The sequence below is a fragment of the Nostoc sp. genome (genome assembly GCF_036917415.1).
In the GTDB taxonomy this organism is placed as follows: domain Bacteria; phylum Cyanobacteriota; class Cyanobacteriia; order Cyanobacteriales; family Nostocaceae; genus Nostoc.
In genome coordinates this window covers 17,357-38,646 of the sequence record NZ_JBALDJ010000055.1, presented here as the reverse complement: position 1 = coordinate 38,646, position 21,290 = coordinate 17,357, and the positions used below count along the sequence as shown (strand labels likewise).

At 42.9% G+C, this 21,290-nt stretch carries 26 protein-coding genes; 17 read left to right on the top strand and 9 right to left on the bottom strand.

Annotation, left to right across the window (positions count from 1 at the left end):
• The first annotated feature begins 262 nt into the window (after nucleotides 1-262).
• The 4 genes from V7K41_RS10550 (at nucleotide 263) to ftsH3 (ending at nucleotide 4,351) form a co-directional block, all read left to right on the top strand.
• The gene (locus tag V7K41_RS10550) at nucleotides 263-1,048 is read left to right on the top strand and encodes a hypothetical protein (RefSeq protein WP_334847842.1); all 786 of its coding nucleotides are present in this window, start codon (nucleotides 263-265) and stop codon (nucleotides 1,046-1,048) included.
• A gap of 96 nt (nucleotides 1,049-1,144) precedes the next feature.
• Nucleotides 1,145-1,309 (top strand): hypothetical protein, encoded by a 165-nt coding sequence (locus V7K41_RS10545; RefSeq protein WP_334847841.1) that lies wholly within the window; start codon nucleotides 1,145-1,147, stop codon nucleotides 1,307-1,309.
• A 292-nt stretch (nucleotides 1,310-1,601) separates the two neighbouring features.
• Entirely contained in the window at nucleotides 1,602-2,396 is a 795-nt protein-coding gene (locus V7K41_RS10540; RefSeq protein WP_334847839.1) for an aminotransferase class IV, read from the top strand.
• A gap of 113 nt (nucleotides 2,397-2,509) precedes the next feature.
• Nucleotides 2,510-4,351, top strand: coding sequence for an ATP-dependent zinc metalloprotease FtsH3 (gene ftsH3 / locus V7K41_RS10535; protein ID WP_322659564.1), 1,842 nt, complete (start codon nucleotides 2,510-2,512; stop codon nucleotides 4,349-4,351).
• A 523-nt stretch (nucleotides 4,352-4,874) separates the two neighbouring features.
• On the opposite strand, the gene V7K41_RS10530 is transcribed toward ftsH3, so the two are convergent.
• Both V7K41_RS10530 and V7K41_RS10525 read right to left on the bottom strand, forming a co-directional pair.
• The gene (locus V7K41_RS10530; protein ID WP_094350008.1) at nucleotides 4,875-5,093 is read right to left on the bottom strand and encodes a hypothetical protein; all 219 of its coding nucleotides are present in this window, start codon (nucleotides 5,091-5,093) and stop codon (nucleotides 4,875-4,877) included.
• A 704-nt stretch (nucleotides 5,094-5,797) separates the two neighbouring features.
• Nucleotides 5,798-6,574: an ABC transporter permease gene (locus tag V7K41_RS10525; RefSeq protein WP_334847835.1), complete on the bottom strand. Its 777-nt coding sequence runs from the start codon at nucleotides 6,572-6,574 to the stop codon at nucleotides 5,798-5,800.
• Between the two features lie 327 nt (nucleotides 6,575-6,901).
• Between V7K41_RS10525 and V7K41_RS10520 the strand changes: the two genes are divergently transcribed.
• Nucleotides 6,902-8,050 (top strand): DegT/DnrJ/EryC1/StrS family aminotransferase, encoded by a 1,149-nt coding sequence (locus V7K41_RS10520; RefSeq protein WP_334847833.1) that lies wholly within the window; start codon nucleotides 6,902-6,904, stop codon nucleotides 8,048-8,050.
• Between the two features lie 140 nt (nucleotides 8,051-8,190).
• Here the strand turns inward: V7K41_RS10520 and V7K41_RS10515 are convergent, their stop codons facing one another.
• The 3 genes from V7K41_RS10515 to V7K41_RS10505 form a co-directional block, all read right to left on the bottom strand.
• Nucleotides 8,191-8,937: a DUF561 domain-containing protein gene (locus V7K41_RS10515; protein WP_334847832.1), complete on the bottom strand. Its 747-nt coding sequence runs from the start codon at nucleotides 8,935-8,937 to the stop codon at nucleotides 8,191-8,193.
• 69 nt (nucleotides 8,938-9,006) lie between these two features.
• Complete coding sequence (locus V7K41_RS10510) at nucleotides 9,007-9,105, bottom strand: hypothetical protein (protein WP_334847830.1); 99 nt, start codon at nucleotides 9,103-9,105, stop codon at nucleotides 9,007-9,009.
• Between the two features lie 33 nt (nucleotides 9,106-9,138).
• Nucleotides 9,139-9,681, bottom strand: a complete 543-nt coding sequence (locus V7K41_RS10505; RefSeq protein WP_334847828.1) for a Uma2 family endonuclease — start codon at nucleotides 9,679-9,681, stop codon at nucleotides 9,139-9,141.
• A gap of 498 nt (nucleotides 9,682-10,179) precedes the next feature.
• Between V7K41_RS10505 and V7K41_RS10500 the strand changes: the two genes are divergently transcribed.
• A complete protein-coding gene (locus V7K41_RS10500) occupies nucleotides 10,180-10,395 on the top strand; it encodes a hypothetical protein (protein ID WP_322729165.1) in 216 nt (71 codons plus the stop codon).
• A 157-nt stretch (nucleotides 10,396-10,552) separates the two neighbouring features.
• Here the strand turns inward: V7K41_RS10500 and V7K41_RS10495 are convergent, their stop codons facing one another.
• Both V7K41_RS10495 and aroB read right to left on the bottom strand, forming a co-directional pair.
• Nucleotides 10,553-10,873, bottom strand: a complete 321-nt coding sequence (locus V7K41_RS10495; RefSeq protein WP_334847825.1) for a hypothetical protein — start codon at nucleotides 10,871-10,873, stop codon at nucleotides 10,553-10,555.
• Nucleotides 10,874-11,158: 285 nt separating this feature from the next.
• Nucleotides 11,159-12,250, bottom strand: a complete 1,092-nt coding sequence (aroB, locus tag V7K41_RS10490; protein ID WP_334847823.1) for a 3-dehydroquinate synthase — start codon at nucleotides 12,248-12,250, stop codon at nucleotides 11,159-11,161.
• A gap of 214 nt (nucleotides 12,251-12,464) precedes the next feature.
• Here aroB and petL point away from each other — a divergent pair, with 214 nt between their 5' ends.
• The 9 genes from petL (at nucleotide 12,465) to V7K41_RS10445 (ending at nucleotide 19,210) form a co-directional block, all read left to right on the top strand.
• Nucleotides 12,465-12,560, top strand: coding sequence for a cytochrome b6-f complex subunit PetL (petL, locus tag V7K41_RS10485; protein WP_084227316.1), 96 nt, complete (start codon nucleotides 12,465-12,467; stop codon nucleotides 12,558-12,560).
• A 270-nt stretch (nucleotides 12,561-12,830) separates the two neighbouring features.
• Nucleotides 12,831-13,271, top strand: coding sequence for an ATP synthase subunit I (locus tag V7K41_RS10480; RefSeq protein ID WP_334847821.1), 441 nt, complete (start codon nucleotides 12,831-12,833; stop codon nucleotides 13,269-13,271).
• 60 nt (nucleotides 13,272-13,331) lie between these two features.
• A complete protein-coding gene (gene atpB, locus V7K41_RS10475) occupies nucleotides 13,332-14,093 on the top strand; it encodes a F0F1 ATP synthase subunit A (RefSeq protein ID WP_012411161.1) in 762 nt (253 codons plus the stop codon).
• 150 nt (nucleotides 14,094-14,243) lie between these two features.
• On the top strand, nucleotides 14,244-14,489 hold the full coding sequence (gene atpE / locus V7K41_RS10470; protein WP_012411162.1) for an ATP synthase F0 subunit C: 246 nt from the start codon (nucleotides 14,244-14,246) through the stop codon (nucleotides 14,487-14,489).
• A gap of 183 nt (nucleotides 14,490-14,672) precedes the next feature.
• Nucleotides 14,673-15,104: a F0F1 ATP synthase subunit B' gene (locus tag V7K41_RS10465; protein WP_104907880.1), complete on the top strand. Its 432-nt coding sequence runs from the start codon at nucleotides 14,673-14,675 to the stop codon at nucleotides 15,102-15,104.
• Between the two features lie 209 nt (nucleotides 15,105-15,313).
• Nucleotides 15,314-15,886 carry a F0F1 ATP synthase subunit B gene (locus tag V7K41_RS10460; protein ID WP_292781176.1) on the top strand — a complete coding sequence of 191 codons (573 nt, stop codon included), beginning with the start codon at nucleotides 15,314-15,316 and terminating at the stop codon, nucleotides 15,884-15,886.
• The gene (gene atpH / locus V7K41_RS10455; protein WP_334847820.1) at nucleotides 15,883-16,437 is read left to right on the top strand and encodes an ATP synthase F1 subunit delta; all 555 of its coding nucleotides are present in this window, start codon (nucleotides 15,883-15,885) and stop codon (nucleotides 16,435-16,437) included. The genes V7K41_RS10460 and atpH overlap by 4 nt, the downstream gene beginning before the upstream one ends.
• 154 nt (nucleotides 16,438-16,591) lie before the next feature.
• Complete coding sequence (gene atpA, locus V7K41_RS10450) at nucleotides 16,592-18,112, top strand: F0F1 ATP synthase subunit alpha (protein WP_334847818.1); 1,521 nt, start codon at nucleotides 16,592-16,594, stop codon at nucleotides 18,110-18,112.
• A gap of 150 nt (nucleotides 18,113-18,262) precedes the next feature.
• On the top strand, nucleotides 18,263-19,210 hold the full coding sequence (locus V7K41_RS10445; RefSeq protein ID WP_334847816.1) for a F0F1 ATP synthase subunit gamma: 948 nt from the start codon (nucleotides 18,263-18,265) through the stop codon (nucleotides 19,208-19,210).
• On the opposite strand, the gene V7K41_RS10440 is transcribed toward V7K41_RS10445, so the two are convergent.
• On the bottom strand, nucleotides 19,202-19,369 hold the full coding sequence (locus tag V7K41_RS10440) for a hypothetical protein (protein ID WP_334848014.1): 168 nt from the start codon (nucleotides 19,367-19,369) through the stop codon (nucleotides 19,202-19,204). The genes V7K41_RS10445 and V7K41_RS10440 overlap by 9 nt on opposite strands.
• Between V7K41_RS10440 and V7K41_RS10435 the strand changes: the two genes are divergently transcribed.
• Together V7K41_RS10435 and V7K41_RS10430 are read left to right on the top strand one after the other, a co-directional pair.
• Nucleotides 19,308-19,577, top strand: coding sequence for a type II toxin-antitoxin system RelE/ParE family toxin (locus V7K41_RS10435; RefSeq protein ID WP_334847814.1), 270 nt, complete (start codon nucleotides 19,308-19,310; stop codon nucleotides 19,575-19,577). The genes V7K41_RS10440 and V7K41_RS10435 overlap by 62 nt on opposite strands.
• Nucleotides 19,578-19,946: 369 nt before the next feature.
• Nucleotides 19,947-20,516 carry a hypothetical protein gene (locus tag V7K41_RS10430; RefSeq protein WP_334847812.1) on the top strand — a complete coding sequence of 190 codons (570 nt, stop codon included), beginning with the start codon at nucleotides 19,947-19,949 and terminating at the stop codon, nucleotides 20,514-20,516.
• A gap of 172 nt (nucleotides 20,517-20,688) precedes the next feature.
• Here V7K41_RS10430 and V7K41_RS10425 read toward each other — a convergent pair whose 3' ends face one another.
• Complete coding sequence (locus V7K41_RS10425) at nucleotides 20,689-21,264, bottom strand: Uma2 family endonuclease (protein WP_334847810.1); 576 nt, start codon at nucleotides 21,262-21,264, stop codon at nucleotides 20,689-20,691.
• Nucleotides 21,265-21,290 lie beyond the last annotated feature (26 nt).

Genomic DNA, 21,290 nt, shown 5'->3' with positions numbered 1-21,290 from the left:
TTCTGAAAGATTTATTTAATTAATTAGTTTTTGGGCGTTTCGTTCCAATCTATAGAAATTAGATATTACTTATAAACAAAAAAATATAAAGTATATCTCAGAAAAAACAAATACTGGGTATGATTTTATACTGATAATAACTTATTTTAGTCAACCTGTTTTTTATTTTGTCTAGCAAAGCGTAGACGCACAAGTAGGGCTGACTTTTCTCATAACACTATGTATATAATAATATGACTATAATGATAAAGACAAGGAAAATATGTTGTTATCTCGTCAAGCTTTTGCTACACCTATTGTAATTTGTATGTGTATTTTAGGAGTTGGCTTGATTCAATTCCCTCAATTGCAAAAACTAATAAATAGAAAAGAATCTGCCTCTTTAAAAACTCTAAAAAAAGAAATAAAATCTGAAAATATCCGTCTGAATTTTCTCGAAAAAACGCCTAGCTTTGGTTATAATAACTTCATCGCAGATTTGGTTTATCTCAATTTTCTTCAATATTTTGGAGATAATGAAATTCGGGATAAAACAGGTTACAGTTTAAGTCCAGAATATTTTGAAGTTATTCTAGGACGCGATCCGCGATTTTTAGCAGCGTATCGCAGTCTTTCGATCAGTACTTCATTGTATGCTGGTATGCCAGAACGTGCGATCGCACTATCAGAGAAAGGCTTAAAATCACTATCTCCCTCAGTTCCCGAAAAGTCTTATTATATATGGCGTTATAAAGGAGTTGATGAGTTATTATTTTTAGGCAACGCTCAAGCTGCCCAACAGTCTTTTGCAACGGCGGCAAACTGGGCAAGTAAATTTTCAGATCCAGAGAGTCAGCTTATAGCTAATACTTCCCAAAGAACCGTTGAATTTCTGAGTCGAAATCCTAACAGTAAATACGCTCAGATTTCTACATGGTCAATGGTTTTAAATAATCATGCCGATGAGAGAACTCAGAAACGCGCAATTAAGGAAATCGAAGCTTTGGGAGGAAAAATAGTTACAACTCCTGAAGGTACTTATAAAATTATATTTCCTCCTAAAGATTAAATTATTATTCATAACGGGTTGTTGCAAGTTTTGTAGAGAATTATATTCACCCAATTTTTTCAAATTTATCACGTATGATTGAGTAAAGTAATACTTATGTCAATACAATTGGCAGAATCTAGCTTTCAAATATTAGGGTGTTTTCCTGTTATCTCTCAGTTGCGCCCTCACCTTGAGCAGACTGAGTTTGTAGAACAAGTTCGATATCAAATGAAAGAAGGATATCAACTTGTATTTTTAGAAGTGAAAAGCAAGCTGTAGCGATCGCTGGATTTCGTATTTATAATTGTTTAGCGTCGGGAAAGTTTTTATACATTGATGATTTAGTTGTTGATGAGTTGCAGCGATGCCTACGGCGGGCTACGCCTACGCATAGCTATGGCCAACAGTTATTTCAGTAGCTAATTGAATATGCCAGAAATCATGACTGTAAACACCTGAGTCTGGATTCTGGTGTTCAGCGATTTTCAGCCCACAGGTTTTATCTCATGCAGCGTATGAGTATTACAAGTCATCACTTTTCAATGGAGTTGTAGCGATAAGCACTTTGGTTGTGACAAATAATATTTTTTGGTATGACGGTAAATTAATTCACTCTCAAACCCTAGAATTAAACATTAACGATCCGGGTTTACTTTATGGGGCAACTGTTTTTACAACATTGCGGGTTTATGAGAACTCCCTAGATAGTAATTTAACTAATTGGCAAGCACACTGCAATCGCTTACTTTTCTCACTACAAACTTTTGGTTGGCAGCAACCTGATTGGAATCGTCTACGTCAAGGCGCTCAAATTCTTCTCCTACACTTCCCGGTTCTCAGAATTACCATCTTTCCCGATGGACGGGAATGGATAACTGGTAGATTCTTACCGCAAGATTTGACAGAAAAACAAAATACTGGTGTTGTGTGTGCCGTTGCTAGTCCTAAATTTTCTCGCTCTCTCCCCTCTCATAAAACTGGAAACTATTTGAGTGCTTGGTTGGCAAAAACTAGCTTAGATGCTCAAGAAGCAATATTAGTCGATGTTCAAGGAAATTGGCTAGAAACCAGTACAGGCAACCTTTGGGGATGGTGCGATCGCAGTTGGTGGACGCCGCCAATAAAGGCAGGTATTTTGCCGGGAATTGTGCGATCGCAACTTGTAAACTGGTTGCAAAACCACCACCAGCCAGTGCGAGAAGAAACTTGGAGCCTTGAGTTAGTCCAGAGATTTGAAGCGATCGCCTACACTAATAGTGTGGTAGAAATTATTCCCATTCATACCGTTCATCTGCCTTCAGGGTCGCTACAATGTAATCCCTACCATCATAGTTTTCAGCTAATAAGGGAGCTTTTTTTAGCATGACATCCACGCCAAATTTGTTATATCTTAAGATAAGTTAACATAATTCTTAATAATCACCTTTGCGATCGCAGATGCTAGGCGATGGTGCGAAAAATACCGGAGGATAGACCTTAGTGAATAAAAGATGGAGAAATGCAGGGCTGTACGCGCTGCTGTTTATTGTCGTAATTGCGCTGGGAACAGCATTTTTTGACAAACAACCCCAAAGCAGAGAGACATGGCGATACAGTCGCTTTATTCAAGAAGTTCAGCAAGGCAGAGTAGAAAAAGTCAGTTTGAGTGCAGATCGCTCTACAGCACTGGTTACACCTAAATATGACCCAGCTAAACGGATTGTTACCTTAGTCAACGATCCAGACTTGATCAATACTCTGACTTCTAAAGGCGTTGATATTTCTGTTTTGCCCCAAACCGACGAAGGATTTTGGTTTAAGGCACTGAGCAGCTTATTTTTCCCTGTATTGCTTTTGGTTGGCTTATTCTTCTTACTACGTCGCGCTCAAAGTGGCCCAGGTAGTCAAGCGATGAACTTTGGCAAATCCAAAGCCAGAGTGCAAATGGAACCACAAACTCAGGTGACATTTGGCGATGTCGCTGGTATTGACCAAGCCAAGTTGGAATTAAATGAAGTCGTAGACTTTCTGAAAAACGCCGATCGCTTTACTGCAGTTGGTGCAAAAATTCCTAAAGGTGTGTTGTTAGTTGGCCCTCCTGGTACAGGTAAAACCCTCCTAGCTCGTGCGGTAGCTGGTGAAGCCGGTGTACCCTTCTTCTCGATCTCCGGTTCAGAATTTGTGGAAATGTTCGTAGGTGTGGGTGCATCCCGCGTCCGCGATTTATTTGAACAAGCTAAGACCAATGCTCCTTGTATCGTCTTCATCGATGAAATTGACGCTGTAGGTCGTCAACGAGGTGCAGGTTTAGGTGGTGGTAACGATGAGCGGGAACAAACGCTCAACCAGTTGCTTACAGAAATGGATGGCTTTGAAGGTAACACTGGCATCATCATTATTGCCGCTACCAACCGTCCTGATGTTCTAGATGCAGCCCTATTGCGTCCTGGTCGCTTTGACCGTCAAGTTGTGGTAGACCGTCCCGATTATGCCGGACGCAGCGAAATCCTCAAGGTACACGCCCGTGGCAAGACCTTGGCAAAAGATGTGGATTTGGATAAAATTGCCCGCCGTACCCCTGGATTTACTGGCGCTGATTTATCCAACCTATTGAATGAAGCCGCAATTCTGGCAGCACGCCGGAATTTGACTGAAATTTCGATGGATGAAATCAACGACGCGATCGATCGCGTATTAGCTGGGCCAGAGAAGAAAGACCGGGTAATGAGCGAAAAGCGCAAAACCTTGGTGGCATATCACGAAGCTGGTCACGCTTTAGTTGGTGCTTTGATGCCAGATTATGACCCAGTGCAGAAGATTAGTATCATTCCTCGCGGTCGCGCAGGTGGTTTAACTTGGTTTACCCCCAGCGAAGACCGGATGGACACAGGTTTATACAGCCGCGCTTATCTGGAAAATCAGATGGCTGTGGCTTTGGGTGGTCGAATTGCTGAAGAATTAATCTTTGGTGAAGAAGAAGTTACCACTGGTGCTTCTAATGACCTCCAACAAGTAGCCCGTGTTGCTCGTCAGATGATTACCCGATTTGGGATGAGCGATCGCTTAGGCCCTGTTGCCCTTGGTCGTCAACAAGGTAATATGTTCCTCGGACGGGATATTATGTCAGAGCGCGATTTCTCTGAAGAAACAGCCGCTGCCATTGATGAAGAAGTCCGTAAACTTGTAGATGTAGCCTATACACGCGCTAAAGAAGTGTTAGTGGGCAACCGCCACATTCTAGATCAGCTAGCGCAAATGCTGGTTGATAAAGAAACAGTAGACGCTGAAGAGTTGCAAGAAATTCTCTCGAACAACGATGTGACAACCGCTGCATTTGCCTAATTTAATCAGAAGTGATGAGTGAAAAACAATTTTTAGCTCGTAACTTTTAAAAATTGGGGTAATTCTGGGATTTTCCAGAGTTACCCCAATTTTTTAATTTATTGGCAAAAGCCCGGCCATGAAGACCGGGCTTTTAATCCGTAATGGGGTTATATTCCCCGGAGGTTCGTTATAGAGTTTCAGTATAAATCGCTAATCTAATAGAGACTACCACCTGAGCATAATCAATTCCGGAAAATTAGAAAAATTTTTTTAGATACACCAAAATCAAATTACTAACGCCGGAACAACGTGCCCAAATGCTGGCACAGAGGTTGCACGAACTTGCTATAGATCCTGATTATCTTCCCGTAAGAACTCGAAATCAGGGTAATTCGGAGATTTTACAAATTACCTTGATTGCGATCGATGCAAAATAATTTATACATTTTGTGGCGCACCCCTTATGGCATCTGATAGATAACTTTCTAAATCTCGATCGGACTAGCGTCATGAGTGACTGGATACTAATCAGTTGCTTAACTTACACTCTGGATGTCGGTTTCAAAAATAGCCACGCCACAAAGAATGTAGCCGCTGTAAATAGTTGCGTCAAATCCAAAGCAGATAGATAGCCATCTGCAAATGAAGCAATACTGCGATCGGTAATGCCAAATACCCAGGATGACAGGCCAAATAGCCAAATCCCATTCTTGAGATTTCCGACGAATTCTTTAGAGTCCGATCGTTTTTGATCTTTCATAATCTTCTGTTCCGTTGGTGAAGAATCTGGTGATTGATGCTAAATACCTGCCATTAGGAATTTTTTCGGATTCCTGACCCTGAATTTACATTTACTATCTATTAATAATATTAATAAATATTTCACCTACTTGACATCCCTACCCAAAGGTACATCTACTAATGATGACATTCCTCTTTTGGTTTTGTTACCTCCAATAGACAGCAATGCGTTGAGTTCTCAGCTTTACAGCGTCAGATTTGAATACTGAAATTACATTATTTTTAAATAACCATATAAATATTTATTTATGCTTTGCATAAAATACTCCATAGGATAGATGCGTTTCCAAAATATTTTCATATTTCAATTGTGTAAAGACTTTGTAGGGGCGCACAGCTAGCTATCATTGGTGTCAACTTACAGCTATTTTCAGGTAAATAGACCACGCGGTAGGGGCACAGCAATGCTCATACGTGTCAACTTCAGCCGAAAACTATATCAGACAGGCGTTTTGTAAATCCCTCACGCCCTCATCCCCTAACCCCTTCTCCCTTGGGAGAAGGGGAATTGAATGTCTAGCTCCCCTCTCTCTTGGGACAGGGGCTGGGGGTGAGGGCAAAATGTTTTCACCAAGCGGGTTTAGCGTTAAGTTGACACCAATGATTAATCCCTTTACCCTACTCAGCACTGGCTCAACGCCCCGATACTGCTAACAGCATTCTTCACCTGACCAACTGCGCGGCAGAATTAAAAAATTGACGACACAACCCTTTCGTGACTAAAACTGTTGTCAACAAGTTAGCAAAAGCAACCATAAACATAATTAAAATTTCGTAGGAGACAGCATCTAGAGGTTTGACACCAGCTAATAACTGTCCGGTGGTAATTCCTGGTATTGCGACCATACCTATGAGTATCATTTGATTGAGAGTAGGAATCAATCCGGCTTTGATGGCGTCTTTACGATACTGGCTAACTGCTTGCTCTGGAGTTGCACCTAAGCTTAAATGGGTTTCTATTTCGAGATGGCTGGAATTAATGGTGCTGACAAGGCGATCGCCTGCGATCGCAGCTGCATTGGTAGCATTACCTAAGACTATCCCTGCTAGGGGAATTATATACTGTGGTTCGTACCATCTTTCTGGTTGAACGATCGAGAAGTTGATGTAAAACACTGTCACGGCGGTACTAATTAAAATTGCACCCCACACCAAAGGCAACAGATGAGGAATTTTTTGGCTGATGCGATTTCGTGCGACAATCGCCGTAATTGTCAGCATTATTGCTAATAGCGCCAAAACTGCCCAAGCATTGTCTAAAGCCAAGATGAAATCTAAAATGTATCCCAATACAAGAAGTTGTAAGATGGTTCTCCCAGTAGCAAGGGCTAGGTTAAACTCTAATCCTAATTTTTCCCAGGCAGATAAACCAATGGCGATCGCCATCAATCCCACACCAATAGCTAAATCCCTGAAATCCAGCTCGATCAGATTCTGCATGGGTTCTCTATCTCTTGGTATTTTCTTCTCAAAGCAGCACACACACCTGGAACTTTGACCAGATGTGTTGGATCTTGGTTGATATATATCACTTTCATCAATTCAAAATTCCAAATGGTATGACACTAACATGGCAAACACCTAGTATGCCTACTATCTGTAAATTAAATGTGCGGTAATTTGCCGCACCACAATTTAAGTAAAAACCCTAATAGATGCGTATCTTGGGCGATAGTCTTTTAGTAGCTTCTCTTTGATTAACAATTCAATCAGCAAAAATTGACTGTCGAAGTGCATCCTTTGTATCTCCCGATAAAATGAGAACTCATGATCCAAAGTGTAAATCCCATCCCTGCCTTTGATATCAAGCAGCAATACACCGCCATCGAAGCAGAAGTAAGTGCAGCTGTCTTAGAGGTTTTAGCTTCTGGTCGCTATATCGGCGGCCCCTTAGTCGAAGGCTTTGAGCAACAGTTTGCCGCTTATAATACTGTTACTGAATGTGTGGCTTGTAATTCTGGTACTGATGCGCTCTACTTAGCGTTACGAGTCTTGGACATTGGTGCAGGCGATGAAGTGATTACAACGCCTTTTACCTTTATTGCGACATCTGAAGTAATTAGCGCCGTGGGTGCAAAGCCTGTTTTCGTTGATATTGACGCAACTACGTTTAATTTGGATGTGGAGCAAGTCGCAGCGGCGATTACACCCAACACTAAAGCGATTATCCCGGTTCACCTATTTGGACAACCCGTGGATATGACATCATTAATGGCGATCGCTCAGTCTCACAATTTGTCAATAATTGAAGATTGCGCTCAGTCTACAGGTGCGATTTGGGCCGATCAAAAAGTAGGAAGCATTGGACATATTGGTTGCTTTAGTTTCTACCCTACCAAAAATCTTGGTGGTTGCGGCGATGGCGGAGCAATAACGACTAACGATCCAGCGATCGCCACTAAACTGCGAATCCTACGAGATCATGGTAGTAAGATTCGATATTTACACGAAGAAATAGGTGTAAATAGCCGATTGGATGCTCTCCAAGCAGCCATTTTGCAGATTAAGCTCCGTTATTTAGATATTTGGAACGATCGCCGCCGAGATATCGCCAATTATTACTACCAGTACCTTAGCCAAGTTCCGGGGATTGTCCCACCCCAAGAATTACCTGGGGGTATGGGGGTATGGAATCAATACACTATTCGCATATCCGGCGAAGGGCGCAATGGTGCTAGCGCCAAATACCGAGATTGGGTGCGTAGTCAATTGCAAGAACAGGGCGTAAGTTCAATGATTTACTACCCCCACCCTTTACATTTGCAGCCAGTTTATCAAAGTCTAGGCTATGAAATTGGGGACTTACCAATAGCAGAGCAAGCTTGCCATGAGGTTATATCCTTGCCTATGTTCCCAGAACTAACACAACAGCAGCAAGACCAGGTGATTTATGCGTTGAAGGATTGTTTGGGGTGAGGGAAGTGGAGGGGCAGAGGGGCAAAGGGAGCAGGGAGCAGGGAGCAGGGAGCAGGGGAGACAAGGGGACAAAGTGACAAAAGTTAGAACTTACAACAAGTCTTTCCCCTTGTCCTCTTCCCTCCTTCACTCCCTATTTCTTACTTCTCAGTCAGCACTCTTGCAGTCGCTAAGGCTTCTACTAAGCCACGCACAGCGGCAATCATTGCGACTTCGCTATTGAGTTGGTTGATGGCGGAACCAACACCAACACCAGCAGCACCAGCCGCGATCGCTAACGGTGCAGTAACGCTAGAAATGCCTGATGCACACAATACTGGCACTGACACCACACGCGAAATCTCAAAAGCTGCTGCCAAGGTGGGAGCAGCTTTTTCAATTAATCCTAAAGTTCCGGGGTGAACTGGGTTACTGCTAGTACCGCCTTCAGTTTGGATAATATCTGCTCCAGCTTTCACCAGTTCTTCTGCTAGCTGTACCTGTCGATCTAGTTCCAGGATGTGAGGAACGGTGACAGATAGGGTGATTTCTGGGAGGAGAGCGCGAGTTTGCTTAGTCAGTGCTAGCACTTTTAGAGCTTCAAAACGGCGTCCTTGAGCATAGAAGGAATCGAAATTCCCGATTTCAATTAAATTAGCACCAGCTGCCACTGCTTGCACAAATTTATCTGGCTCTACTGCTGACACACAAATTGGTAGATTTGTCAAACTTTTAGCTAGCTGGACTAAAGCTGGATCGGCGGCAATATCGACAAAAGTAGCACCGCCAAATTCAGCAGCTTTGACAGTAGCAGCAACGCTAGCGGCGTCGAAGTTATTCAAACCGCTAATCACTTTCAGGACGCGGCGGTTAGTAAATGCACGTTGAAGTGTGGAATACATCGTCATAGTTTGGCTTTTGAAGCTACGAAAATTAGGTATATTCTACCGTCCCTCAGTTGATGAGAGACTAAATCACTATGGTAGTTGCCAAATATTGATAATTTTATCCTTACCGCCACTAATCAAAGTTTTGCCATCTGTACTGAAAGCGATCGCATAAACTTCTAGTTCCATCCATCTATGTCTGTAGGGTCTTTTACCACTATCCTAGTCAAACTCTAAAGGCCACAAATCTGCAATTGGTACTTCCCATCCTGGGAGCAGTTCGGGAACTGTTAAAATATCCCCATCACGAAGTATTATTGCCTCTTGTCCAAAGTTGTAAACTTCAACAATCCGCTCATCTGGATTGAGCAAAATTCCTACCTTAGTTCCCAAACTCAGAAATTCTTGAATTTTGGCTCTCAGATCCTCTAAATTGTCGCTAGGAGACTTCACCTCTACAGTCAAATCGGGAGCCAATTGAGCAAAAGACTTGGGACTGCGACGCAAGCGTTCGGCTAAAACAAATGAGGCATCTGGTGCGCGCAAATCTGAATTGGGCAATCTGAAACTGGCGCTAGAAGCTGCTGTTCGTCCCAGTTTGCGCGGTCTAACCCAGTTACGTAACTGGGCTACCATTTCAGCTGCAACTTCATCTGATTCGTATCCTGATGGGCTTGAAACAATAATATTACCCTTGACTAGTTCCATACGAAAGTCAGGATGTTGTTGCTGCATTTTTTCCAAGTCTTCAAGAGTTAGGGACATAAAACCTCTAATTATCACACGCCCTGTATTTATATTATGGAGACAACAGACCTCTCCAAGTGCGATCGCCCCATGAATTCACCTCCGTTTTTTTTCTCCTCTCCCCCTCTGCTTACCTAAATGTATCAACCTTAAAGTGAAATGGTATAAGGGCAAAACTCATGCATTCAGGAGATTTCAGCTTAAGTTAACACCAATGCACAGATGTACGCCCCTACATGGGATGTTTTTTCACTGGAAGTCCTTACAGCTATTTTCAGGTAAATAGACCACGCGATAGGGGCACAGCAATGCTGTGCCCTTACGACAGATGTGGTTCAAATACATGAAAACTGCTGTAATTCAATATTCCCAAAATTTTGAGAAGAATAGAACGGGCTAAAAACTATAAACATCAAGATTAAATTATCGACATATTTAAAAAATGACAAAAGTATGGAATAATACATAGGTGGAAAATTTAATTGCACTCAATAGATTGATAATAAATGTAAAGCTATGATTGCTCAACATTACAACTCAATTCATGTTGAAAATAACTTGCTTAAACAAATCAAAATTAAAGAAAATCAGCTAAAAATTGCACAAGAGTCTGAGATGCTTCATGTAGCAGAAGAATTGCAGAGTCAATTATTAAAGCTACAGTCTCAATTATCAGAGCCGCAAGAGCAAGACCTTGAAATTCAAGCGTTGATGAGTTTGCTAGACGATTGAAATTGTAAATTTATATTGCAAAGTTTATTGGCAATACAAAACCTCTGTTATCCAAAAACAGAACATAGTAATTCTGATGCCTGGAGATGTAGGTTATGTGCTACAGCTTAAGAATTAACAGGACAAGAAAGAGCCGTAAAAGGGTGATGATTCTTACTTAGATAAAACGTTGAGATTTTTGCTGAGTATGTGGTTTTTTGCTTTGCGGTACTAAATCCATCTTAAGAATAGGTTTAATTGGGCGCTGTTGCCTTTGATTAAGAATTTGAATTTCTCTCTCAATTGAATTTTTTCCTTGTCTAAAAAAGTCTTGAGAATTATATGGAACCAAGTCACGGGATAAATGTTGAGCTTGTGCTGGCGTCAAACTAGGAACTGCTTGTTCCGCATTGGCAGAAGTCTGTACAGCTATTAAAAAAGCTGTTGAAACCACCAATGGTTTTATTTTTATACATCTAGTAAATATTAGATTTAACATGATTAATACATCTGTTGCGTAAATGCAGGCTCAAACCATATTGTGTTGGTCTGATTATAAACAAAGCATACTTATTCGCTTGGTAATTACCTCCTAAAAATGGATGAATTAAGCAATTAAACTATTATTAGTATAGCGCAGTGTAAAACCAGTTACCATCTGAATTAACCACATAAGTTCTCAAGCAACTTGTTCATGGCTTGGAGTATCATGGCTCATTAATTCGTAATTGAAGGACGGAGCAACTAACTTTTATTCTGACTCCTGAATTCTTTTTCAAATTGTTTAAATTCCTCGCAACACTTGCCGAATAATATCCGATAGCACTTCATCGGTAATTGTTACTACACCAATCTCTGTTGGTAAAACAAACCGCACCTTCCCGGCTTGGACTTTTTTATCTAACTGCAACGCCTCAATAATTGCTTCAATATCTACCCCATCTGGTAACTGAGTAGGTAAACCCGCTTTTTGAATTAAAGCATTTTGACGTTCTGTGTCTTCCTTTTGCCACAGTCCCAAATCCACAGCAATTTGACCGGCTGCTACCATACCAATAGCCACCGCTTCACCGTGATTCACTAAACGATAACCAGTCAAACTTTCCACTGCGTGACCGATGGTATGACCATAGTTAAGAATTGCGCGTAATCCGCCTTCTTTTTCATCTTTGCCAACAACATCAGCTTTAGCTTGACAAGAGCGTGTTAATATGTTAGATACTAGATCCGGTTTGACATAGCGGAGTTGGTCAAGGCGTTTACTTGCTTCCAACTGGGTAAACAATTCGGCATCCCAAATCACACCGTACTTAATCACTTCTGCCATCCCTGCCCGAAACTCACGCATAGGTAGAGTTTTTAACACATCTGGGTCAATCAAAACCAAGCGCGGTTGATGGAATGCCCCAATTAAGTTTTTACCGTGGGGATGATTCACGCCAGTTTTACCGCCAATTGCCGAATCTACCATCGCCAACAAAGAGGTAGGTACTTGGACAACATTAATACCGCGTAGCCAAGTTGCAGCCGCAAAGCCAGTCATATCGCCAATTACACCTCCGCCTAAAGCTACCATAGTAGAAGAACGTTCTAGGCGGTTTTCCAAGGCGATATCGTAGAGTTTTTGGATGGAATTGAGGGTTTTGTAGCGTTCACCAGGTGGTAGAGTGCAGCTAGCAACTTCAAATCCAGCAGATGTCAGGGATGTAATTGCTCTTTCCCCAAAATGCTTAAAAATCGTCGGATTAGAAACCAGCAATACCTTCTTGCCCAGTTTCAGACTGTCCATCTGTTGACCCAGTTGATCTAAACTTGAAGGTGCGATCGCAATCTCATAAGACTGCTCTGGTAGATTTACATTAATTACAGAAGTCATTGCCCAACCCCAAACAAGCGCCCGTGGGCTGTATTGTATCGCAATCTAGGAAATGGGCATAGGGAATTGGGGATTGGGAATTGGTAAGAACCAGGGAAGCAGGGGGAGAAGTTGCAGTAAGTATTTCTCCTCTACCCCCATGCCTAATGCCCCATGCCCAATACCCAACAACTAATGATTCAATAGATTTAGGAAGTATTCTGGAGAGCAATAAATGTTTGCAATTGTATCTTATGTCGTCTTCTTGGGTTTATTCTTTGGCTTATCTGTAGGTTTGCTGTTCGGTCTGCGGACTGCCAAGATAATTTAATCGAGAGGTATATTCAACCCAAGACTCTTGTGGGGCGGGCATCTTGCCTGCCCTCTACTTATGAATATTCGATAAAACCCTTACTTTTTCACCAAGTACACCTTGGCGAACTTGGTAAAAGTGCTGTAGGCTTTAGTCTGTCGGTACTTACTCTCTGAATGTTGACAAGAAGTTAATTGTTTTTTCCTAAAGTATTGTTACCGCATCGTGATATGATTCAGCTGACTGAATGTGCAGTCATCATATTTAACTGTACTGGTTTCAAGTCCCGTGAGCTTGTCTGACGAATCAATTGCGCCCACTCCGACAACGCAACAAGATGCTAAAACTGGTTCTGAAGACACAGAATCAGGTAACTCCATGCAAGAGTTCTATCAACTCTTCCAGCGATTGTTGGTAATCACGCTTGTCTTGACGGGGGTTATTTTTATCTCTGTGTGGATTTTTTATTCCTTAAACATTGCCCTAAATTATTTAATTGGGGCGTGTACAGGTGTGGTTTACTTAAAAATGTTGGCTAGAGATGTTGAGCAGCTTGGTAGTGAAAAAACCAGTCTGAGCAAAACTCGTTTTGCTCTGTTTATGGGAGTGATGATTGTAGCAAGTCAATGGCGTGAGCTACAGATTCTCCCCATTTTTCTGGGATTTCTAACTTACAAAGCTACGCTCCTCGTCTATATGGTGCAAATTGCGTTCATTCCTGATTCTTAAAAAGTCAGGCTCACAAAGATAGTAATCCCATCCTCGCTCGTTGGGGAAAATGCTTGAAGAATGCAAATGCTTAGTGTCTTAAACGCCTTTAATTCTTTTCCCCTCGCCGAATTAGAAGTAGGTCATCATTTCTACTGGCAGTTGGGCAATCTTAAAATTCATGGGCAAGTTTTTCTCACCTCATGGTTTGTGATTAGTATTCTAGTAGTGGCTTCAATAGCTGCTACTCGCAACGCACAAAGAATTCCCAAGGGCATCCAAAATTTGATGGAATACGCCCTAGAATTTATTCGCGATTTAGCCAAAAACCAACTTGGTGAGAAAGAGTACCGCCCTTGGGTGCCATTTATTGGCACATTGTTCTTGTTTATTTTCGTGTCGAACTGGTCAGGTGCGCTAATTCCCTGGAAGCTCATCAAGCTACCTTCGGGCGAATTGGCAGCTCCCACCAATGACATCAATACGACTGTTGCATTGGCACTACTAACTTCCTTAGCGTACTTTTACGCAGGTTTTAGCAAACGGGGTTTAGGCTACTTTAAGAAATATATAGAGCCAACACCTGTTTTGTTGCCGATCGCAATTTTAGAAGATTTCACCAAGCCCCTCTCCCTAAGCTTCCGTCTATTTGGTAATATTTTGGCGGATGAATTGGTAGTAGCGGTATTGGTGCTGCTAGTTCCTCTATTTGTACCTCTGCCTGTAATGGCCTTGGGTTTATTTACCAGTGCCATTCAAGCCCTAGTTTTTGCCACCCTAGCCGGAGCATACATTCATGAGGCAATGGAGGGACATGGTGGAGAAGAACATGAGGAGCATTAAACTTCTCAGTTGATAGCACAGTTCCCAGAGCATTTTCGCTCAAAACATCGCAAAGCGCGATCGAAAGAACTCATGTGCAGCGTGAAAACCACGTTTCTAATTGTTAACGTAATGTCTGTTAGTTTTGTAATCAAAGCAAGGAAAATCAACATGGATCCATTAGTTCAGGCTGCTTCAGTTCTCGCTGCTGCTTTAGCGATTGGTTTAGCTGCAATTGGCCCTGGTATCGGTCAAGGAAACGCTGCTGGACAAGCAGTAGAAGGTATTGCTCGTCAACCTGAAGCAGAAGGAAAAATTCGCGGCACTCTGCTATTAACCTTGGCATTCATGGAATCCTTGACTATCTATGGTCTAGTAATTGCCCTGGTATTGCTGTTTGCTAATCCCTTCGGTTAATACCTTAAAGTTTTTGTGAGTGTGGAGACGTGAATTATCACGCCTCTACAATCGAAATGTTTTGGGTATCTTAATAAGTTCTAATGTTCAGTTGACCCTTATTGGCTATGGGTCTCTAAAATATGAAAGGTTGGATGATGTTGCTAGCCACGAAAACTGCTACTCCAGCCAAAGAGGAGACAAATGTTTGATTTCGATGCTACCTTGCCCTTCATGGCATTGCAATTCCTGCTACTAGCAGCTTTGTTAAATGCAATTTTCTATAAGCCACTGACCAAGGTACTAGACGATCGCGATAATTATATCCGAACGAATACCTTGGAAGCGCGGGAGAGCTTGGCTAAAGCCGAGCGCTTGGCTACCGAATATGAGCAGCAACTCGCAGACGCTCGCAAACAATCGCAAGCGACTGTAGAAGCAGCTCAACTCGAAGCTAAGAAAATTACTGCCGAGAAAATAGCTGAGGCCCAAAAGGAAGCTCAGACTCAACGAGAACAAGCTGCTGTTGAAATAGAACAACAAAAGCAGGAAGCTTTTCGCACCTTAGAGCAACAAGTTGATGCTTTAAGCAGGCAGATTCTAGAAAAACTATTGGGGCCAACTCCAGTTAGATAAACTAACTAGACTGGTTCCGTGAAAGCATACGCGCAACTGGCCCCTTGTCCAGAGCGCTTAATTAAGTGTCGAAAAAGGCACTTTTTCCCCTTCTGGGAAAAGATACTTAAATTTCCTTCGGGAAAGATACTTAAATTTCCTTCGGGAAAGATACTTAATTTACCTTCGGGAAAATACAACGTATTAGCAAGCGAACAGCGCACTTGTAAATGGGTATCATGGGGACATTCTTATTACTTGCCGCAGAAGCGAACGCTGTTCACTCTGAATTGGCAGAAGGCGCAGCAGAAGGTGGTTTCGGTCTAAACCTAGACATTTTTGAAACCAATCTGATTAATCTAGCGATTCTGATTGGCATACTATTCTACTTCGGACGTAAAGTTTTAAGCAATATCCTGAACGAGCGACAATCTAATATTGCCACCGCAATTCAGGAAGCAGAAGGGCGCTTAAAAGAGGCAAAGACTGCCCTTTCCCAAGCGCAAGAGCAGTTGAAGCAATCTCAGGCAGAAGCAGAACGCATCCGCCAATCTGCCACAGAAAACGCCCAAAAGACGAAAGAAGCCTTGTTAGCGAAGGCAGTGCAAGACGTAGAACGCTTGAAACAAACAGCAGCAGCAGATTTAAACACCGAAACTGATCGAGCGATCGCTCAACTGCGGCAACGGGTAGCTACACTAGCATTGCAAAAAGTCGAATCGCAACTCAAAAGCGGGATTGCCGACGATGCTCAACAAGGTTTAATTGACCGCAGCATCGCACAACTGGGAGGCAATGTATGACAAGTCAGGTAGCGGCAGTCGAAGTAGCCCAACCTTACGCACAGGCACTTTTGTCAATAGCTCAATCCAAAAATTTGACAGAAGAATTCGGGGAAGATGCGCGTACTTTCCTGGGACTGCTCAAAGCAGACAAACAGCTACACAACTTCTTCAGCAACCCGTTTATTCAGTCTGAGAACAAAAAAGCTCTCATCAAACAAATACTCGGTGAAGGCTCTAATCCCTACTTACGCAATTTTTTGCTGGTACTGGTAGATAAACGGCGGATTGCATTTTTGGAAGAGATTTTTCAACAGTATCTGGCGCTGTTGCGGCAGCTGAATCAAACCGTATTAGCGGAAGTAATTTCAGCCGTTCCCCTCACAGAAGCTCAACAGCAAGCAATCATCCAAAAGGTCATCGCCATCTCGAATGCTCGTCAGGTAGAACTAGAAACCAGGGTAGACAGCGAGTTAATTGGCGGTGTAATCATTAAAGTAGGTTCGCAGGTAATTGACGCTAGTATCCGGGGTCAGTTGCGCCGCCTTTCATTGCGCTTAACTAATAGCTAGAAAATTGGGACTGGGGACTGGGGGCTGGGTACTGGGGACTAGGAAAAAGATTATAGTCATAAATTCTTTCCATCCCTAATCCCCAATCCCTAATCCCCAGTCCCTAATCCACAGTCCCTTTTACTTCCGTCTCGAAAGCAAAAAAGATAGACACATGAGTATATCAATTAGACCTGACGAAATTAGCAGCATTATCCAACAACAAATCGAGCAATACGATCAAGAGGTCAAAGTTGCTAACGTTGGTACTGTTCTCCAAGTTGGTGATGGTATTGCCCGGATTTATGGTCTGGAAAAGGCTATGTCTGGGGAACTTTTGGAATTTGAAGATGGCACAATTGGCATCGCCCAAAACTTAGAAGAAGACAACGTGGGTGCGGTGCTGATGGGTGAAGGGCTGGAAATTCAAGAAGGTAGTTCTGTAACTGCCACTGGTAGAATTGCCCAGATACCAGTAGGAGAAGCCTTAATTGGACGAGTTGTAGATTCCTTGGGTCGTCCTATCGATGGTAAGGGAGACATCAAGTCCTCAGAAAGCCGTTTGATTGAATCTCCAGCACCCGGTATCATTGCCCGTCGGTCTGTACACGAACCCATGCAAACGGGTATCACAGCTATTGACTCAATGATTCCTATTGGTCGCGGTCAACGGGAATTGATTATTGGCGATCGCCAAACTGGTAAAACTGCGATCGCGATCGACACCATCATCAACCAGAAAGAAGAAGATGTAATTTGTGTCTACGTTGCGATCGGTCAAAAGGCTTCCACAGTTGCTAACGTGGTGCAAACATTGCAAGAAAAAGGCGCGATGGATTACACCATCGTCGTCGCCGCTAGTGCCAGTGAACCAGCTACCCTGCAATACCTCGCTCCCTACACAGGCGCAACTATTGCTGAGTACTTCATGTACAAAGGCAAAGCTACCCTGGTAATTTATGATGACCTCTCCAAGCAAGCCCAAGCTTATCGCCAAATGTCCCTACTGCTACGTCGTCCACCCGGACGCGAAGCGTACCCCGGAGATGTATTCTACATCCACTCCCGTTTGTTAGAAAGAGCCGCAAAGCTGAGTGACGAATTAGGTAAAGGCAGTATGACTGCCCTACCAATTATCGAAACCCAAGCTGGTGACGTTTCAGCATACATCCCCACCAACGTAATTTCTATTACCGATGGTCAGATATTCTTGTCTTCTGACTTGTTTAACGCTGGTATCCGTCCGGCTGTAAACCCCGGTATTTCAGTATCCCGCGTGGGTTCTGCGGCTCAAACTAAAGCAATGAAAAAAGTTGCCGGTAAGATTAAATTGGAACTAGCCCAATTTGACGACCTGCAAGCCTTCGCACAATTTGCTTCTGACTTAGATAAAGCCACTCAAGACCAGTTGGCACGGGGTCAACGGTTGCGCGAACTCCTCAAGCAGCCACAAAATTCCCCACTCTCGGTATACGAGCAAGTGGCAATTTTGTATGCTGGGATTAATGGTTATTTAGATGATGTACCTGTAAATCAAGTAACTACCTTCACCGCTGGTCTACGTGAATTCTTAAAGACTGGGAAAACCCAGTATGCCCAAGGAGTACAAGCATCTAAAGCACTAGGTGACGCAGAAGAAACTGCCTTGAAGGAAGCGCTTACCGAATACAAGAAGACCTTCAAAGCTACAGCGTAATTAGTCATTAGTCATTGGTCATTGGTGAGCCAGTGCGGTCTTGGGGGTTTCCCCCATAAGCAACTGGCGAACCCGAAGGGTCATTGGTACAGAACTAATGACTACTGACTAATAACAAAGGACAAATGACTAACTACTAAGGAAAAAAATATGGCCAATTTAAAAGCAATACGCGATCGCATTCAGTCGGTCAAAAACACCAAAAAAATCACAGAAGCCATGCGTCTCGTAGCTGCTGCTAGAGTACGTCGGGCGCAAGAACAAGTGCTAGCAACTCGCCCCTTTGCCGATCGCTTGGCACAAGTATTATATGGTTTACAAAGCCGTCTGCGCTTTGAAGAAGCAAACCTGCCACTGCTGAAAAAACGGCAAGTTAAGTCAGTCGGGCTGTTGGTAATTTCAGGCGATCGCGGTTTATGCGGCGGCTACAACAATAACGTTATCCGTCGTGCAGAAAACCGCGCCAAAGAAATCAAGGCAGAAGGTTTAGACTATCAATTTGTACTCGTCGGACGCAAAGCTACACAGTACTTTCAACGCCGCAATCAGCCCATCGATGCTACCTACAGCGGCTTAGAGCAAATTCCCACCGCAGCTGAAGCCAATCAGATTGCCGATCAACTACTTTCCTTGTTCCTTTCGGAAGAAGTAGACCGTATTGAATTAATCTATACCAGATTCCTTTCCTTGGTTAGCTCCCGTCCTGTGATACAAACCCTACTGCCACTCGATCCGCAAGGACTAGAAGCAGCCGATGATGAAGTTTTCCGCTTGACAACCCGTGGCGGTAAATTTGAAGTCGAACGGGAGAAAGTGACTAAAGAAGTCCGCACGTTGGCTCCTGACATGATTTTCGAGCAAGATCCAGTGCAGATTCTTGATTCTCTGTTGCCCCTGTATCTGAGTAACCAGCTATTGCGGGCGCTGCAAGAATCTGCAGCTAGTGAACTAGCTGCACGGATGACAGCCATGAGTAATGCCAGTGAAAATGCGGGTGAATTGATTAATAACCTCACACTGTCTTACAACAAAGCCCGACAAGCAGCAATTACTCAAGAACTCCTTGAGGTTGTGGGTGGTGCTGAAGCCCTAACTTAGGAAGTTGGCGGGAAACTCCACCCAAGAGTGGGTGGAGAGGGATAGCCGCCCGCCAACTTTGGGCATTGGGCATTGGCCAAACAGGTAATTCTTCCCTATGCCCCATTCTTCATTCCCCATGCCCAAAAACTCCACCCACAAGGGGATGGAGTTTTTCATTCGAAAATTTAATAAGAAATGTCAAAATATAGCTCAATTCCCAAATATAGGACGAAGTTACGCCAAGTTTGACCCCAGGTTGAGAGGAATACCGTTGGATGGCTACATTATTTTTTATCGAGTTTTTGAAGATAGCGTTGTGATTGTGCGCCTAGTTAGTGGTTATCATGATTTAGAATCTATATTCGCAGACGTGGACGATGAGTAGATTATTGAGTTCTCTGAAAATTTTGGTGATTTGATGCAAAAATTTAACTACATAGACATGAATGTATAAAGAAATTTTTAATTTAAAGTAAAAGATTGCCAAACTTAAGGACTGAGCGACTTTAGGGTCAAATACTGGTTGTGCGAGAATGCGATCGCCTCCAGTTGGTGGTTACAGCATCGCAGAGAGCGAAAACTCTCCCAAAATCTCATTTAAAAAATGATTGTAATACATAGTTGTCGCTTTAAATAAAATTTTCCATTTAGTATCAAAGATTTCTCGTGTGTTTAACTCAACCTACCCACTGTTCAAGGCGTTTGCTTATTGGCAGCTGGTTCTAGTAGTTCTTCCAAAAACAACAAATCCTATATGACCGATCCAGAAAAAGAATCTGAGAAACAGCAAGGTATTAGCAAAGAAGCGTGGGCTGCGATCGCTACTATTGCAGTAGCGGTAATTAGCGGCATATTTACTATAACTAATACGATAGTAACTAATACAGGATCAAACAAAACATCATCTAGTCCATCATCTTCTCCTTCAGTACCTCCATCCTCTGGATCTACTCCCGTTCCAACATTTCCTTCGCCCTCACCGCTACGAGTATCGAATGCGTTTTTGGGGAAATGGTCGGGTGTAGCCAAAGAGCCTTCAGGAAAGTCGTTTCGCATTAATCTTGAGATTCAGCGAAATTGTAGCTTAAAGGAGAAATGTGGTTATATCAGCGTTCCTGACGTTCCCTGTTATGGCGAAATTTCTCTACAACAAGTCAGCAGTGATGATTACGAGTTTGACGTTAGTAATTTTGATCGTAGGAGCAATTTAAAAATTTGCACACCTGGAGATGGAGAGCGTTTTCATCTGCTCCCAGACGGCAAACTTGCCTACAAAGCTACTTACTCTAATGCACAAGGGATTTTAGAAAAAGTAGAAAACTAAAATTATTATTGTCTAGGTAGAGGGTCTATGCCCTATGCCCCAAGCGGTGGGGCGGCTATCCCTCTCCACCCACTCTTGGGATGGAGTTTCCCGTCGCTTTCAATGAACTGTAATAGTAGCGATCGCTGCTTATCCTATGGAAAAACTTGCGCCTACGTAATGACGACCGCCCCTAACCTCGTGACACAAAAAGACGTGCTACTTTACAGGCAAAGTTAGGCAGCAATGGCCATGTAATCACATCATCTACTAGCAATGTCGTAACCAGTTTTAACTGAGCATTGTCCCGTCGATAAACTTCAATTCTTTGAGCGATGCGATCGACAATCCAATACTCCTTGACTCCCTGAACCGAATACAATTTCAACTTAGCTAATCGATCGCGGTCTTCATTGGCTTTTCCTTGGGACAGCACTTCCACTACCAGTTCCGGCGCTCCGTGAAAATGCCCCGCTTCGTCTTGAATTTGAGCCAAGCGTTCATAACTTACCCACACCACATCGGGAGCTACATTATCAGAGTCCGAAAAAATCAGTCCTGGCATAATGGAGGGTTCTCCCAAACCACTATCTATAGACCAAGTGTTTAGCATTGAAAAGATACATCCAATCACGTGCTGATGTTTATGGTGGGGCGATCGCGTCACAAACAATTCTCCATCGATAATCTCATAACGAATCCATTCGTTATCGGGTAATGCTGCAACATCTTGAATTGTCCAGCGAACTCTGCTTGTAGTCTGACTCATGACAGTTAAGCTTGGGTAATGAGAGT